Annotated in this window: 15 protein-coding genes; 1 reads left to right on the forward strand and 14 read right to left on the reverse strand. The window is 71.6% G+C overall.

The annotated features are described in order from the left end of the window. The first annotated feature begins 81 nt into the window (after positions 1-81). Positions 82-582 carry a transcriptional regulator BldD gene (gene bldD / locus AB0E02_RS29430; protein WP_030412006.1) on the forward strand — a complete coding sequence of 167 codons (501 nt, stop codon included), beginning with the start codon at positions 82-84 and terminating at the stop codon, positions 580-582. 169 nt (positions 583-751) lie between these two features. On the opposite strand, the gene nusB is transcribed toward bldD, so the two are convergent. The 14 genes from nusB to AB0E02_RS29500 form a co-directional block, all read right to left on the reverse strand. Then, positions 752-1,183: a transcription antitermination factor NusB gene (nusB, locus tag AB0E02_RS29435; protein ID WP_362144593.1), complete on the reverse strand. Its 432-nt coding sequence runs from the start codon at positions 1,181-1,183 to the stop codon at positions 752-754. 2 nt (positions 1,184-1,185) lie between these two features. After that, entirely contained in the window at positions 1,186-1,752 is a 567-nt protein-coding gene (gene efp / locus AB0E02_RS29440; protein ID WP_030412004.1) for an elongation factor P, read from the reverse strand. 65 nt (positions 1,753-1,817) lie between these two features. Beyond that, positions 1,818-2,924, reverse strand: a complete 1,107-nt coding sequence (locus AB0E02_RS29445; protein WP_030412003.1) for an aminopeptidase P family protein — start codon at positions 2,922-2,924, stop codon at positions 1,818-1,820. A gap of 85 nt (positions 2,925-3,009) precedes the next feature. Continuing rightward, positions 3,010-3,894: a Pro-rich N-terminal domain-containing protein gene (locus AB0E02_RS29450; RefSeq protein WP_362144597.1), complete on the reverse strand. Its 885-nt coding sequence runs from the start codon at positions 3,892-3,894 to the stop codon at positions 3,010-3,012. Positions 3,895-4,131: 237 nt separating this feature from the next. After that, positions 4,132-4,581 carry a type II 3-dehydroquinate dehydratase gene (gene aroQ, locus AB0E02_RS29455; RefSeq protein ID WP_030415342.1) on the reverse strand — a complete coding sequence of 150 codons (450 nt, stop codon included), beginning with the start codon at positions 4,579-4,581 and terminating at the stop codon, positions 4,132-4,134. A 91-nt stretch (positions 4,582-4,672) separates the two neighbouring features. Beyond that, positions 4,673-5,764: a 3-dehydroquinate synthase gene (aroB, locus tag AB0E02_RS29460; protein WP_030415341.1), complete on the reverse strand. Its 1,092-nt coding sequence runs from the start codon at positions 5,762-5,764 to the stop codon at positions 4,673-4,675. Then, on the reverse strand, positions 5,761-6,318 hold the full coding sequence (locus tag AB0E02_RS29465) for a shikimate kinase (protein WP_362144601.1): 558 nt from the start codon (positions 6,316-6,318) through the stop codon (positions 5,761-5,763). Before AB0E02_RS29465 ends, aroB begins: the two co-directional genes overlap by 4 nt. Continuing rightward, complete coding sequence (gene aroC / locus AB0E02_RS29470) at positions 6,315-7,499, reverse strand: chorismate synthase (RefSeq protein ID WP_107052810.1); 1,185 nt, start codon at positions 7,497-7,499, stop codon at positions 6,315-6,317. The genes AB0E02_RS29465 and aroC overlap by 4 nt, the downstream gene beginning before the upstream one ends. 124 nt (positions 7,500-7,623) lie before the next feature. Next, positions 7,624-8,451, reverse strand: coding sequence for a shikimate dehydrogenase (locus AB0E02_RS29475; protein ID WP_362144605.1), 828 nt, complete (start codon positions 8,449-8,451; stop codon positions 7,624-7,626). Next, entirely contained in the window at positions 8,448-10,208 is a 1,761-nt protein-coding gene (mltG, locus tag AB0E02_RS29480) for an endolytic transglycosylase MltG (protein ID WP_362144607.1), read from the reverse strand. Before mltG ends, AB0E02_RS29475 begins: the two co-directional genes overlap by 4 nt. Before the next feature lie 128 nt (positions 10,209-10,336). Beyond that, on the reverse strand, positions 10,337-10,801 hold the full coding sequence (gene ruvX, locus AB0E02_RS29485) for a Holliday junction resolvase RuvX (RefSeq protein ID WP_030415336.1): 465 nt from the start codon (positions 10,799-10,801) through the stop codon (positions 10,337-10,339). 14 nt (positions 10,802-10,815) lie between these two features. Continuing rightward, complete coding sequence (alaS, locus tag AB0E02_RS29490) at positions 10,816-13,485, reverse strand: alanine--tRNA ligase (RefSeq protein WP_362144610.1); 2,670 nt, start codon at positions 13,483-13,485, stop codon at positions 10,816-10,818. Beyond that, complete coding sequence (locus tag AB0E02_RS29495; protein WP_362144613.1) at positions 13,485-13,829, reverse strand: DUF6167 family protein; 345 nt, start codon at positions 13,827-13,829, stop codon at positions 13,485-13,487. The genes alaS and AB0E02_RS29495 overlap by 1 nt, the downstream gene beginning before the upstream one ends. An 8-nt stretch (positions 13,830-13,837) precedes the next feature. Further along, positions 13,838-14,281: a DUF948 domain-containing protein gene (locus AB0E02_RS29500; protein ID WP_362144616.1), complete on the reverse strand. Its 444-nt coding sequence runs from the start codon at positions 14,279-14,281 to the stop codon at positions 13,838-13,840. Positions 14,282-14,443 lie beyond the last annotated feature (162 nt).

Consider the following 14,443-nt stretch of genomic DNA (forward strand, 5'->3'; position numbering starts at 1 on the left):
GAGATTACGCTGCGTAACCTCACAGTGAGTTACCAGCCACGCGGCGGAGCCGCATGTCGATACAGCTGTCTGGGGAGCTATATGTCCAGCGAATACGCCAAACAGCTCGGGGCCAAGCTCCGCGCCATCCGCACCCAGCAGGGCCTCTCCCTTCACGGCGTCGAGGAGAAGTCCCAGGGTCGCTGGAAGGCCGTGGTGGTCGGTTCGTACGAGCGCGGCGACCGTGCCGTGACCGTGCAGCGCCTTGCCGAGCTGGCGGACTTCTACGGCGTTCCGGTGCAGGAACTGCTGCCGGGGACGACACCGGGCGGCGCGGCCGAGCCGCCGCCGAAGCTGGTGCTCGACCTGGAGCGGCTGGCCCACGTCCCGCAGGAGAAGGCCGGCCCGCTGCAGCGCTACGCCGCCACGATCCAGAGCCAGCGCGGTGATTACAACGGCAAGGTCCTCTCGATCCGCCAGGACGACCTGCGGACCCTCGCCGTCATCTACGACCAGTCGCCCTCGGTGCTGACCGAGCAGCTGATCAGCTGGGGCGTGCTCGACGCCGACGCCCGTCGCGCCGTGTCCCACGAGGAGATCTGAGCCTCTCCCAGCCTCTGCAGAAACGTACCGCCGCTCCGGCAAGCCCGGGGCGGCGGTTCCGTTTGCCGCCGCCCCCGGGCGCCGGTGCGGGCATGCGAACGGGCCCGGAGCGTTCACCCAACGCTCCGGGCCCGTCCCGTGCTCTGCCGCTCGTCCGCGGCGCCGGCTGCTACGCCTCGCGCCGCAGACCCGGCTTCAGCTCCTTCAGCCGGCCGAGGAGGCCGTTGACGAAGGCCGGCGAGTCGTCCGTGGAGAACTCCTTGGCGAGCTGCACGGCTTCGTCGATCGCCACCGCGTCCGGTGTGTCGTCCACCCAGAGCAGCTCGTAGGCCCCGAGCCGGAGGATCGAGCGGTCGGCCGCCGGCATCCGGTCCAGGTCCCAGTCGACCGCGTAGGTGGAGATCAGCTCGTCGATGCGGACGACGTGGTCCGCGTACCCCTCGACGAGCTGGAGGGTGTACTCGTTCACCGGCGGCTGCCGGGGGTCGGTCCGGGCGTGTCGCATCCAGTCCGCGAGCACGGACTGCACGTCGGCGCCGCGCTGATCGGCCTCGAAGAGGATCTGGAACGCGCGCTTACGGGCCTTGCTGCGGGCAGCCACGGTTAGCTGTTCACCCGGCCGAGGTAGTCGCTCGTGCGGGTGTCGACCTTGATCTTCTCACCGGTGGTGATGAAGAGCGGGACCTGGATCTGGTGGCCGGTCTCCAGCGTGGCGGGCTTGGTGCCGCCGGTGGAGCGGTCGCCCTGGACGCCCGGCTCGGTCTCCTGGACGACGAGCTCGACGGCGGCCGGCAGCTCGACGTAGAGCACCTCGCCCTCGTGCTGCGCGACAACCGCCTCGAAGCCCTCGATGAGGAAGTTGGCGGCGTCGCCGACGGCCTTGCGGTCGACGTGCAGCTGGTCGTAGGTGTCCATGTCCATGAAGACGAAGTAGTCGCCGTCCATGTACGAGAACTGCATCCCGCGCTTGTCGACGGTGGCCGTCTCGACCTTCACACCGGCGTTGAAGGTCTTGTCCACCACCTTGCCGGAGAGCACGTTCTTGAGCTTGGTGCGGACGAAGGCCGGGCCCTTGCCGGGCTTGACGTGCTGGAACTCGACGACGGACCAGAGCTGGCCGCCTTCGAGCTTGAGCACCATGCCGTTCTTGAGGTCGTTCGTGGATGCCACGGTTGCGGAATCTCCTGGACTGCAGGTGGTGGGACCCGGAGCGACGCCCACCGAGCCGCTGCGGCTCAGAGTGCGAGCAGCTCCTTGGTCGTGATCGTGAGTAGCTCGGGCCCGCCGTCCGCCTCGGGGCGGACGACGAGTGTGTCGTCGATCCGGACACCCCCACGGCCCGGGATGTGAACCCCCGGCTCGACGGTGACCGGCACGCAAGCGTCCAGTTTACCCATGGCGGCCGGGGACAACTGAGGGTCCTCATCGATTTCGAGCCCCACCCCGTGCCCGGTCCACGGTCCGAGCCGCTCGCCGTACCCCGCCGCATCGAGCACATGGCGGGTGATCCGGTCCACCTCGCGGCACTCCACCCCCGGCGCGAGCGCCTCCCGGCCGGCCCGCTGGGCTGCGAAAACGAGATCGTACAGCTCGATCTGCCAGTCCGACGGGGTGGTGCCGATGACGAAGGTGCGGCCGATCTCGCAGCGGTATCCGCGGTAGTTCGCCCCCAGGCAGACGCTGAGGAAGTCGCCCTCCTCCACCCGCCGGTCGGTGGGCAGATGGCCCGGGCGGCCGGAGTTCGGGCCGGTCGCCACGGAGGTCGGGAAGGCCGGGCCGTCCGCGCCGTGGTCCACCAGCCGGCGCTCCAGCTCCAGCGCGAGATGCCGCTCGGTGCGGCCCACCAGGATCGATTCCAGCAGTTCGCCGAGCGCCTGGTCGGCGATCTCCGCGGCGATCCGCAGACAGGCGATCTCGTCGTCGTCCTTGACCAGCCGCTGCGCCTCGACCGCACAGGCCAGGTCGGCCAGCCGGAGCTGCGGTGCGACCTGGGAGAGCGCCCGGTGCCGGGTGACGGTCAGGTGGTGCTCCTCGACGGCCAGGGTGTCCGCGCCGGCCTTCGCGGCCAGGTCGGCGCCGGCCACCACCGGGTCACCGCCGCGGCCGGGCAGCACCGACACCCGTACGTCGTCCACCGGCCGCCCCTCGGACGGATCGCCGCTCAGCGGTCTGCCGCACAGCAGCAGGTCGTCGGACGGGCCCAGCAGCAGAGCGGCGCCCGGCGGGGCGCAGGCGGTGAGGTAGCGGACGTTCGCGGGGCGCGAGATCAGGGCGGCGGCGCTTCCGGTTGCGGCACAGCGGTCGCGCAGCCGCGTGCGTCGGGCCGCGTACAACTCGGACATATCGCAAGGGTACGGCGGCTCCCCCGCAGCGGCCGGTCGAGGGGGCCGCCCGGGGGACGACCAGTAAGGACGCGCCCGAGGGCGGCTACCAGCTGGGCGGGCTGGCCAGCGAGCGGGCGACCACGTCGTCCAGCACCCGCACCGTCGTGGCGACGTCGTGCTGGGAGTTGTCGATGATCGGCAGGCCCGAGCCGTACCAGCCGGCCATCCGGCCGTGGATCCGGGCCACCTCTTCGTCCGACAGCCGGCGGTTGCCGGTGCGCCGGGCGTTGCGCTCCAGCACGATCTCCAGGCCGGGCAGCAGCACGACCGGCAGCAGTCCGGGGCCGACGTGGCGCTTCCAGCCGCCCAGGCCGACGACCGGACGGTCCGGGAAGACCGCGTCGTCGAGGATGCAGGAGATGCCGTTGGCGAGGAAGTTACGGGCGGCGAACCCGCAGGTCCGCCGGGCCAGGCGGTACTGCGCCTCGGAGTGGTCGTTCCAGCCGGACTGCGGGTCGGCGAAGCCGGCCCGGACCCATTCGCGGACGTCGTCCAGGCTGATGTGCGCGGTCGGCACCCGGCGGGTGTCGGCCCAGTGGCGGGCGACGCTGGTCTTGCCCGCGCCGGCCGGGCCGATCAGCAGCACCGCGACGGCGGCGTGCGCGGCGTCCGGCGCGGCCGGGTCGGAGGGCGGGCTCGGCAGCGGCACCGGCGCGCCCGGCGGCAGCTGGACATGGCCGGTGATGTCGGTGCTGTGCCCGGTGGGCTGCGGGGCCTGCTGCGGCGCGGGACCGTGCCAGCCCGGCTGTGGGGCGGGCTGCTGCCCGGGCGGCGGCGGGGCTGCGGGGGCGGGAGGTGCGGGCGGGGCGGCCGGCGGCGAGGTGGGCGGGGTGGGCCCTGCCGGGTTGGGCGTCCAGTGCATGGCGGCCCCGGGTCCTGATGCCTGCCCGTGGGGCGGCGGCAGCGGAGCCCCCACTGCGTACTGCATCCGGTGGCTCTCCGTCTCGTGCGGTCGACGTGGTGCGGGGCACGGCGCCGGGCCGGACTGCCCGGTGCGCCGTGCGGTAACCCGGCGGCCCCCAGGGGCCGTTGGGCCCACGGCCGCCGGCGTGGGGAGGTACTGCTTGCGAACGGTACCCTCCCGGCGGCGCGCCGGGGGCCTCCTACCCCCGGCACGCACCGCGTGAACGGCCGGGGGCGGGCCCGAAGCGCCCGTCGGGACGCGTCAGTCGTTCAGTTCCTCGGCCAGCGCACGCAGCGCGAGCCGGTACGAGCCGATGCCGAATCCGGCCACCGTGCCGCTGGCCACGGCCGCGATGACCGAGGTGTGGCGGAACTGCTCGCGGGCGTACGGATTGGAGATGTGCACCTCGATGAGCGGGGCGGTGCGCTGGGCGGCCGCGTCCCGCATTCCGTACGAATAGTGCGTGAACGCACCGGGGTTGATGACGACCGGGACGGCTCCGTCGGCGGCCTCGTGCAGCCAGCGGATCATCTCGCCCTCGTCGTTGGTCTCCCGGACCTCGGCCGCGAGGCCCAGTTCCTTGCCGAGCCGGGCGCACTCCTCGACCAGTCCGGCGTAGGAGGTGGCACCGTAGACATCGGGCTCACGGGAGCCCAGCCGGCCGAGGTTGGGACCGTTCAGGACCAGCACCCGCCGCAGTGCGCCACTCATGCTGTGCCCCTTTGGTTCGCTTCTCCGCCCGCGCGGCGCAGAGGTGCGGCCATCGTCGTCGTCTGCGGCCCGGCGGCCGCACGTGCGTCGCTCACGATGAGATCTCCGCGTGCGCGGCGAGCAGCATGGCCGGGTCCGGGCCCTCCAGGACGGTCGGCTTGGCCAGGCCGTCCAGGACGATGAAGCGCAGCCGGTCGCCGCGGGACTTCTTGTCGACCTTCATCGTCTCCAGCAGCTTGGGCCACTGGTCGCCGCGGTAGGTCAGCGGCAGCCCGACGGAGGCCAGCACCGCGCGGTGCCGGTCGGCGGTGGCGTCGTCCAAGCGGCCGGCGATCCGGCCGAGTTCGGCGGCGAAGACCATGCCGACGGAGACCGCGGCGCCGTGCCGCCAGTTGTAGCGCTCGTTCTTCTCGATGGCGTGCGCGAGGGTGTGGCCGTAGTTGAGGATCTCCCGCAGACCGGACTCCTTGAGGTCCGCGGAGACCACCTCGGCCTTGACCCGGATCGCCCGCTCGATCAGCTCGGCGGTGTGCGCGCCGTCGGGGCGCTTGGCGGCCTCGGGGTCCGCCTCGATCAGGTCGAGGATCACCGGGTCGGCGATGAAACCGGCCTTGATGACCTCGGCCAGGCCGGAGACGTAGTCGTGCACCGGCAGGGTGTCCAGCGCGGCCAGGTCGCACAGCACCCCGGCCGGTGGGTGGAAGGCGCCGACGAGGTTCTTGCCCTCGGCGGTGTTGATGCCGGTCTTGCCGCCGACGGCGGCGTCGACCATGCCCAGGACGGTGGTGGGGATCGCGATCCAGCGCACGCCGCGCAGCCAGGTGGCGGCGACGAAACCGGCCAGGTCGGTGGTGGCCCCGCCGCCGACGCCGACGATCACATCGCTGCGGGTGAAGCCGGACTGTCCCAGCGCCTTCCAGCAGTACGCCGCGACCTCGGCCGTCTTGGACTCCTCGGCGTTCGGCAGCTGGACGGCGATCGCCTCGTAGCCCTGGGAGGCGAGGTCCTCGCGCAGTGCCTCACCGGTGGCGGCCAGCGCCTCCGGGTGCAGCACGGCGACCCGCTTCACCCCGGCGCCGATCAGGCCCGGGAGTTCACCGAGCAGCTGCCGCCCGACGAGCACCTCGTACGGGTCGGTGCCCGCGGTGCCGCCGACCTGGATCCGGGTGGCCTGCTCCGTCATGCGTTCTCCTCCCTGTGGGCCGCCTGCGGGGTGCCGCCCGCGGCCGGCCGTAGGTCCAATGCGTCCAGGATCGCCTCGGCGACCTGGCCGGGGGTGCGCTCCGCCGTGGGGATCACGGCGCGCGCGACCTCGGTGTAGAGCGGACGGCGCCGTTCCATCAGTTCGCGCCACTGCTTGCGCGGGTTGACGGCGAGCAGCGGGCGGGGCGCGTCGAGGCCCACCCGCTTGACGGCGTCGGCGAGTTCGACGTCGAGGAAGATCACCGGCAGCCCGGTCAGCAGCGTGCGGGTGCCCTCGTCGAGGATCGCGCCGCCGCCCAGCGCGAGCACGCCCGGGTGCTCGTCGAGCGCGGTCCGGACCGCCTCCCGCTCCAGTGCGCGGAAGTGCGCCTCGCCCTGGTCGATGAAGATCTCGGCGATCGGCCGGCCGGCGGTGGCGACGACATCCGCGTCGGTGTCCCGGTAGCCGACCCCCAGCCGCTCGGCCAGCAGCGCGCCCACCGTGGACTTACCGGCACCGGGCGGGCCGATCAACACGACCACCGGGGACGTCATTTGATCGCCAGGTTGTCGAGGAAGCCCTGTACGTTGCGGCGGGTCTCGGCCACGCTGTCGCCGCCGAACTTCTCCACCACGGCGTCGGCGAGGACGAGCGCCACCATGGCCTCGGCGACGATCCCGGCGGCCGGCACGGCGGACACGTCGGAACGCTGGTGGTGGGCCTGAGCCGGCTCGCCGGTGGTGACGTCCACGGTCTTCAGCGCGCGCGGCACGGTCGCGATCGGCTTCATCGCGGCCCGCACCCGCAGCAGCTCGCCGGTGCTCAGGCCGCCCTCGGTACCGCCGGCGCGGCCGGAGACGCGCCGGATGCCCTCGGGCGTGCCCACGATCTCGTCGTGCGCCTTGGAGCCGGGCACCCGGGCCAGCTCGAAGCCGTCGCCGATCTCGACGCCCTTGATCGCCTGGATGCCCATCAGGGCACCGGCGAGCCGGGCGTCCAGCTTGCGGTCCCAGTGCACGTGCGAGCCGAGGCCGACCGGCACGCCGTACGCCAGCACCTCGACCACACCACCGAGCGTGTCGCCGTCCTTGTGGGCCTGGTCGACCTCCGCGACCATCGCCTTCGACGCATCCGCGTCCAGGCAGCGCAGCGGGTCGGCGTCCAGCTTCTCGACGTCGGCCGGCGTGGGGTACACGCCCTGCGGAGCCTTCACGGAGCACAGCTCGACGACGTGCGAGACGATCTCGATGCCGGCGGTCTCCTTGAGGAAGGAGCGGGCCACCGCGCCCAGCGCGACCCGGGCCGCGGTCTCCCGCGCCGAAGCGCGCTCCAGGATCGGGCGGGCCTCGTCGAAACCGTACTTCTGCATTCCGGCGAGGTCGGCGTGACCGGGGCGCGGGCGGGTCAGCGGCGCGTTACGGGCCAGCGCCGCCAGCTCCTCCGGATCCACCGGGTCGGCCGCCATCACCTGCTCCCACTTGGGCCACTCGGTGTTGCCCACCATGATCGCCACCGGCGAGCCCAGCGACAGGCCGTGCCGCACCCCGCCCAGGAACGTGACCTCGTCCCGCTCGAACTTCATCCGGGCACCGCGGCCGTAACCCAGCCGGCGGCGCGCCAGGGCGTCCGCCACCAAGTCGGTGGTGACCGGGACCCCGGCCGGAAGGCCCTCCAGCGTCGCCACCAGTGCGGGGCCGTGCGACTCCCCCGCCGTCAGCCAGCGCAACCTGCTCAACGGTGCTCCTCAGTACTGCTCATCCGCGTACGGTCTCCCCCTGATCCTCCCACGTCACGCGGGAGCGGCGGCGCCGAGTCCAGGAAGCGGACCCCGGCGTCCCGCGCGGGAACCGTCCGGTGGCTCAGCGGGCCGCGAGGGCGGCCTCGCCGGCCGCGCGCATCGCGGCCAGCGGGGCGGGCGAGCGGCCCGTCATCTGCTCGACCTGCAGCACGGCCTGGTGCACCAGCAGGTCCAGGCCGCCGACCACCGCGCCGCCGCGGTCGGCCCAGTCGCCGGCGAGCGCGGTCGGCCAGGGCTCGTAGAGGACGTCGAAGAGCGTGCCGGGGCGGTCCGGGACGGCGGCGGCCAGGGCGTCGGTGGTGCCGGCGGGGGTGGTGGCGATCACCAGCGGCGCGCTGAGCGCCTCGGCCGCGTCCGCCCAGTCCGCCGTGCGGACGTCCACCTCCAGCCGCTCGCCCCACTGCCGCATCTCCGCGGCCCGCGCCTCGCTGCGCACGTACGCGGTGACCCGGCCCGAGCAGATCCGGGAGAGCGCGGCGAGCGCGGAGGAGGCGGTGGCTCCGGCGCCGAGGACCGCCGCGCGCTCGACCTCCGTGACACCGCGCTCGCGCAATGCCGCGACCATGCCCGGGATGTCGGTGTTGTCGCCCAGCCGACGGCCGTCGGGCGTGAGGACGACGGTGTTGACCGCCTCGACCGAGGCCGCGGTGGGGGTGATCTCGTCGAGCAGCGGGATCACCGCGCGCTTGAGCGGCATGGTCAGCGAGAGCCCGGCCCACTCCGGCCCGAGCTTTTCCAGGAATCCGGGCAGCGCGGCCTCGTCGACCTCGTGCCGGCCGTATTCCCAGCCGGTGAGCCCGAGTGCGTCATAGGCGGCGCGGTGCAGCACCGGCGAAAGGGAGTGCGCGATGGGCGACCCTAGGACCGCCGCACGACGGGTGGGGCTCATTGATTCGCCTTCTTGTGTTCCTGCTCGTAAATGCGGCGGTTCCGCTCGTGCTCCTCGTTCGTCTCGGCGAACAACGTCTTCTCCGGGCTGATCGAGACGAAGTAGTACCAGTTGCCCTTGGCCGGGTTGATGGCGGAATTGATCGCCACCTCGCCGGGATTGCCGATCGGCCCGGGCGGGAGTCCCTTGAACTTGTAGGTGTTGTAGGGATCGTTGAAGTGCCTCAGGTCGTCGACGGAGCCGGTGTCCAAAGTGCTCTGGGACCGGGCGTAGTTCACCGTCGAGTCGAAGTCGAGCAGGCCGTAGGTCTCCGTGTTGTTCGGCTTGAGGCGGTTGTAGACGACCCGCGCGACCTTGACGAAGTCGTGCTTGTACTTGCCCTCGGCCTGGGTGAGGCTGGCCACGGTGAGCAGTTGCAGCGGCGAGGAGAGGTGGAATTCGCGCGCCTTGCCTTCCAGGTCGTACTTGGCGTACACCTGCTTGGCCCGCGACACCATCTGTTTGAGGACCACGGCCGGCTTCGCCTTCTCGCCCACGCTGTAGGTGGACGGATAGAGAAAGCCCTCCAGCGGGTCCTTTATCTTGCTGTTGTCGTCGGCCCAGGACGGCAGTCCGAGGTTCTTGGCCTGGCTGTGCGCTATGTCCTTGGTGGTCCCCGGCTTGAGCTTGAGCTTCTTGTCGATCAGCTTGTAGACCGTGGCCGCCCGGATTCCCTCCTGGATCGTCAGGCCGTTGCGGCTCTTGGGGTCCAGCATCAACTGGATGGCCGAGGCCGCCGACATCTGCTTGCGGAGCGAATACGTACCGGGCTGGAGCGACTTGGCCTTCTGGTTGTCGCCGGCCGCCTCGGTGAAGGCCCCGGCGCTCTTGATCACGCCCTTCTTCGCCAGGATCTGGCCCATTTCCAAGCCGGTCGAACCGTCCGGAATGTCGACCTGGACGGCACCCGAGCCCTCACCCTCGTAATCGGGCGCCGATCCGAAGTGGGCCATGAAGAAGTCGTAGCCGAAATAGCCGACGGTGCCGACCGCGCCCGCGAAGACCAGGGTCATGACCAGACAGGCGGTGCCGCTGCGGCGTTTGTTCTTCTTGCCGTTCCGTTTGCCGCGCCGTTCGCGGCCGCCGCGGCGGTCGCCCGGTTCGTCGTCGGGGTACTCGTCGGCGTCGTCACCGGCGAAGAACGAGTGCTCAGGCTCCGGTTCCCGCGGCCGCTCGGGGTCGGCCCGCCAGTCGTCGCCCGGCGCGTCCTCGTAGGCGGTGTTCTCGTACGCGGCGTTCTCGTAGGCGGCGTTCTCGTAGGCGGGGTCCTCGTACGGCGCCCCGGCGGGGTGCTGCTCGTACTGCTCCGGCGGGTACGGCTGCTGGTGCGGCACCTGCTGCTGGTGCTGCGGTGCCTGCTGGTGGTGCGGTGGCTGCTGGTGGCCGTGCTGGGGCTGCTGCTGGTACGGGTCCTGATGGCCGTAGTAGTCCTGGCCCGCTCCGGCGTACGGATCGGCCGGGGGCTGCTGGGCGGCGTAGGGGTCGTACGGGTCGTACGCCGGCAACTGCCCGGTCGAGGAGCCGTCCCAGCCTTGGCCGTAGTGCTGCTGCGGATGCTGCTGGGGATGCTGTTGGGGATCCGGGTGGTGCTGCGGGGCGGGCTGCTGCCCGCCCCACTGCGGCTGGTGCTCCTGGCCTCCGTAGGGCCCCTGGTCTCCGTAGAGCGGGTCCTCGGGATGCCACGGTTCGGAGCCGTAGCCCCGGCCATACTCGGTCATCGATCCCCTAGAGCCGAGAGGCGGTGCGCTCCGTACGGGCAGCGCGCTTGCTGTGTCGATCCGCCTCTACTTGCACGTGCGGCTGTTCGAACCACCGCCGCATCGCGCGGCACGTTACCGTATCGCGATCAGATGACCACTTCGACGGCCTCGCCCGGAGGTTCCCCGGAGAGGCGTTCGGTTTCCAGTGCGCTCTGCAGGATCACCACCGCGGCCGCCTGGTCGACGACCGAGCGTCCCTTCTTGCTGCGCACGCCGGAGGCGCGCAGGCCCTGGGTCGCGGTGACAGTCGACATCCGCTCGTCGACCAGCCGGACCCCGACGGGCGCGATGTTCTTTGCCAATTCCTGGGCGAACGCCCGGACCTTGGCCGCGGCCGGCCCCTCTCCCCCACTGAGGGAGCGGGGCAGACCGACCACGACCTCAAGGGGCTCGTACTCCTCGACGATCGCCTTCAGCCGGCGGTGCGCTGCCGGAACGTCACGTCCCGGCACGGTCTCGACGGGGGTGGCGAGGACCCCGTCGGGGTCGCACGAGGCGACCCCGATCCGGGCGTCCCCGACATCGACCGCGAGGCGCCGGCCGCGTCGCATGTCACTCACGCGCGTCAGGCCGCCTCGGAGACCAGGCGCTCGACGGCCTCGATGGCCTCGGGCACCGCGGCCGCGTTCTGGCCGCCGCCCTGGGCAACGTCCGGCTTGCCGCCGCCACCGCCACCGAGTGTCTTGGCGGCCGTACGGACCAGGTCACCGGCCTTGATGCCGCGCTCGCGGGCGGCGTCGTTGGTGGCGATGACCGTCACCGGGCGGCCGCCTGCGACCGAGAAGAGCGCCACGACGGCGGCCCGGCCGCCCTGGATGCGGCCGCGTACGTCGAGGACCAGCTTGCGCAGGTCGTCGGCGGCCGTGCCGTCCGGGACCTGGCCGGTGACGACGGCGACGCCGCGGACGTCCTTGGCGCCCTCGGCGAGCCCGGCGGCGGCCTGGAGCACCTTCTCGGCGCGGAACTTCTCGATCTCCTTCTCGGCGTCCTTGAGCTTGCCGAGCATCGCCGAGATCTTCTCCGGCAGCTCCTCGGAACGGCCCTTGACCAGCTCCTGGAGCTGGGCGACGACCGTGTGCTCCTTGGCGAGGAAGTTGTACGCGTCGACGCCGACCAGGGCCTCGATGCGACGCACGCCGGAGCCGATGGACGATTCGCCGAGCAGCTTCACCAGACCCAGCTGGGCGGTGTTGTGCACGTGCGTACCGCCGCACAGCTCCTTGGAGAAGTCGCCGATGGTGACGACGCGCACCCGCTCGCCGTACTTCTCGCCGAACTCGGCGATGGCGCCCTGCTTCTTGGCGTCGTCGATCGACATGATCTCGGCCTGCACGTCGAGCTCGCGGGCCAGGACCTCGTTGATCTTCTGCTCGACGTCCGTCATCACGGCCGTGGGCACGGCGGACGGCGAACCGAAGTCGAAGCGGAAGCGGCCCGGCTGGTTCTCCGAACCGGCCTGGGCGGCCGTCGGGCCGAGGGCGTCGCGCAGCGCCTGGTGCGTGAGGTGGGTGGCGGAGTGGGCGCGGGCGATGGCGCGGCGGCGGGCCACGTCGATGGTGGTGTGCGCCGGGGCGCCGACCGTGACCTCGCCGACCTGCACGACGCCCTTGTGGACGTACACGCCCGGAACCGGCTTCTGGCAGTCGCGGACCTCGATGACCGCGCCGTTGTCCAGCCTGATGCGGCCGGTGTCACCGATCTGGCCGCCGCCCTCGGCGTAGAACGGGGTGCGGTCCAGGACGACCTCGACCTCGTCGCCCTCGGAAGCGGCCGGGGAGGAGGCGCCGTTGACGAGCAGGCCGACGATGGTGGACTCGCCCTCGGTGGAGGCGTAGCCGATGAAGTCGGTGGCGCCGGCGCTGTCGGCGATCTCGCGGTAGGCGCCGAGGTCGGCGTGGCCGTGCTTCTTGGCCTGGGCGTCGGCCTTGGCGCGCTCCCGCTGCTCCTTCATCAGGCGGCGGAAGCCGTCCTCGTCGACCGAGAGCCCCTGCTCGGCGGCCATTTCGAGGGTGAGGTCGATCGGGAAGCCCCAGGTGTCGTGGAGCAGGAAGGCCTTGTCGCCGGGGAGGATCGCGCCACCGGCGGCCTTGGTCTCCGTCACGGCGGTGTCGAGGATGTTGGTGCCGGCCTTCAGGGTCTTGAGGAAGGCGGCCTCCTCGGCGAGGGCGACGGTCTCGATGCGGCTGCGGTCCGCCAGCAGCTCGGGGTACTGCTGGCCCATGGTCCGGATGACCACGTCCAGCAGCTCGCCGACGACCGGGCCGGTGGCGCCGAGCAGGCGCATGTTGCGGATGGCGCGGCGCATGATGCGGCGCAGGACGTAGCCGCGGCCCTCGTTGCCGGGGGTTACGCCGTCGCCGATGAGCATCGTGGACGTGCGGAGGTGGTCGGCGACCACGCGCAGCGAGACGTCGGTGCCGTCGGCGGAGCCGTAGCGGACGCCGGTGAGCTCGGTGGCCTTGTCGATGACGACGCGCAGGGTGTCGGTCTCGTACATGTTGCGGACGCCCTGGAGGATCATCGCCAGGCGTTCCAGGCCGAGGCCGGTGTCGATGTTCTTGCTGGGCAGCTCGCCGAGGATCTCGAAGTCCTCCTTGCCGGTGCCCGCGCCGCGCTCGTACTGCATGAAGACCAGGTTCCAGATCTCCACGTACCGCTCGTCGTTGACGGCCGGGCCGCCCTCGACGCCGAATTCGGGGCCGCGGTCGTAGTTGATCTCGGAGCACGGGCCGCACGGGCCCGGGACGCCCATGGACCAGTAGTTCTCCTTCTTGCCCAGGCGCTGGATGCGCTCCTTGGGCACGCCGACGACCTCGTGCCAGATGCGCTCGGCCTCGTCGTCGTCGAGGTAGACGGTGATCCAGAGCTTCTCCGGGTCGAGGCCGTAGCCGCCCTCGGCCTGTGAGCCGGTCAGCAGCTCCCAGGCGTGCTTGATGGCGCCTTCCTTGAAGTAGTCGCCGAAGGAGAAGTTGCCGCACATCTGGAAGAACGTGCCGTGCCGGGTGGTCTTGCCGACCTCCTCGATGTCCGGCGTGCGGACGCACTTCTGGACGCTGGTCGCCGTCTTGTAGGGCGGCGTGACCTCGCCGAGGAAGTACGGCTTGAAGGGGACCATGCCCGCGTTGACCAGCAGCAGCGTCGGGTCGTCCGCGATGAGCGACGCCGACGGCACGACGGTGTGCCCGCGCTCCTCGAAGAAGCGCAGCCAGCGCCTGCGGATTTCAGCCGACTCCATCAGTGGTCCTCTTTTCCAGTCGGTCCGGTCAGACCGGTCGGTCCGGTTGTTCTCGTGGTTCGGTGGTGTCCTTCGAGCACCGCGCGGCGCGGTGCGGGCAGCTCACGTGCCTCGGCCGGCGTGCTCAGGCCGAGTGCCTCGTGCAACTGCTCTTCACGGTCCGCCATTCCGCTGCGTACGTCCAATGCAAATTGGCGCAGCCGGTGTCCGGTCTCGACGGCCTTGTCCGCGGCCTGGGCGGCGAGGCTGTCGGGCTGCAGCTTGCGCAGCTTTTGGTGGACCTTGTTGGTGGCCCACACCCCGGCGGCGGCGCCGGTGGTGAACCAGAATGCGCGGCGGAACATCGCGGTGATCAGTCCTTGGAGCGGCGGTTGCGGCGCCCGCCGCGGCGGGCGCCGGGCAGGGTACGGCCGACGACGGTGCGCGGTGCGCGTTCAGCGGGGGCCGGCGCGCCCTTCTTGCCGATCGCGCGGCGTACGCCGTAGCCGAACGCGGCCACCTTGACCAGCGGCCCGCCGAAGGCGGAGGAGACGGTCGAGGAGAGCGCGGAGGCGTTGGCGGTGACCTCCTGGACGTCGGCGGCGATCGCGTCGACGCGCGCCAGCTGGGTGTGCGCGGAGCGGACGGTCGCGGAGGCGTCGGCGAGCAGCGGAACGGCCTGCTCGGACACCTCGGCCACCATCTTCGTCGTCGCCTTCAGCGTCTGTGCGAGCCTCACCAGCACGAGGGCGAGGAACGACACGAGGATCGCCCAGAAGACGGCCACGAGAATCCCGGCCACCTCTCCACCGGACACGTTGGCACCACTCTCCGACTGGTCTGGTCCCGTCCTGCTCGAACGGCAACCTTGACCTTATCGCGCCGTGACTGTCCGTCCGTACCCAGTTCTCCGCGCCGGGACGGGGACGTCCGGGGAATCGGGAGAGGTGATTGTACGGTCCGCATCCCGCCGAGTACG

The sequence above is a fragment of the Streptomyces sp. NPDC048196 genome, from assembly GCF_040652715.1.
Lineage (GTDB): Bacteria > Actinomycetota > Actinomycetes > Streptomycetales > Streptomycetaceae > Streptomyces > Streptomyces siderophoricus.

Excerpts from the sequence above, each read along its gene's own strand:
- aroB (WP_030415341.1), bottom strand. The coding sequence starts at position 5,764 with ATGACGGAGCAGGCCACCCGGATCCAGGTCGGCGGCACCGCGGGCACC.
- AB0E02_RS29495 (WP_362144613.1), bottom strand. The coding sequence starts at position 13,829 with ATGTTCCGCCGCGCATTCTGGTTCACCACCGGCGCCGCCGCCGGGGTG.
- ruvX (WP_030415336.1), bottom strand. The coding sequence starts at position 10,801 with ATGCGACGCGGCCGGCGCCTCGCGGTCGATGTCGGGGACGCCCGGATC.
- AB0E02_RS29450 (WP_362144597.1), bottom strand. The coding sequence starts at position 3,894 with ATGCAGTACGCAGTGGGGGCTCCGCTGCCGCCGCCCCACGGGCAGGCA.
- bldD (WP_030412006.1), top strand. The coding sequence starts at position 82 with ATGTCCAGCGAATACGCCAAACAGCTCGGGGCCAAGCTCCGCGCCATC.
- AB0E02_RS29475 (WP_362144605.1), bottom strand. The coding sequence starts at position 8,451 with ATGAGCCCCACCCGTCGTGCGGCGGTCCTAGGGTCGCCCATCGCGCAC.
- AB0E02_RS29465 (WP_362144601.1), bottom strand. The coding sequence starts at position 6,318 with ATGACGTCCCCGGTGGTCGTGTTGATCGGCCCGCCCGGTGCCGGTAAG.
- AB0E02_RS29445 (WP_030412003.1), bottom strand. The coding sequence starts at position 2,924 with ATGTCCGAGTTGTACGCGGCCCGACGCACGCGGCTGCGCGACCGCTGT.
- alaS (WP_362144610.1), bottom strand. The coding sequence starts at position 13,485 with ATGGAGTCGGCTGAAATCCGCAGGCGCTGGCTGCGCTTCTTCGAGGAG.
- aroQ (WP_030415342.1), bottom strand. The coding sequence starts at position 4,581 with ATGAGTGGCGCACTGCGGCGGGTGCTGGTCCTGAACGGTCCCAACCTC.
- mltG (WP_362144607.1), bottom strand. The coding sequence starts at position 10,208 with ATGACCGAGTATGGCCGGGGCTACGGCTCCGAACCGTGGCATCCCGAG.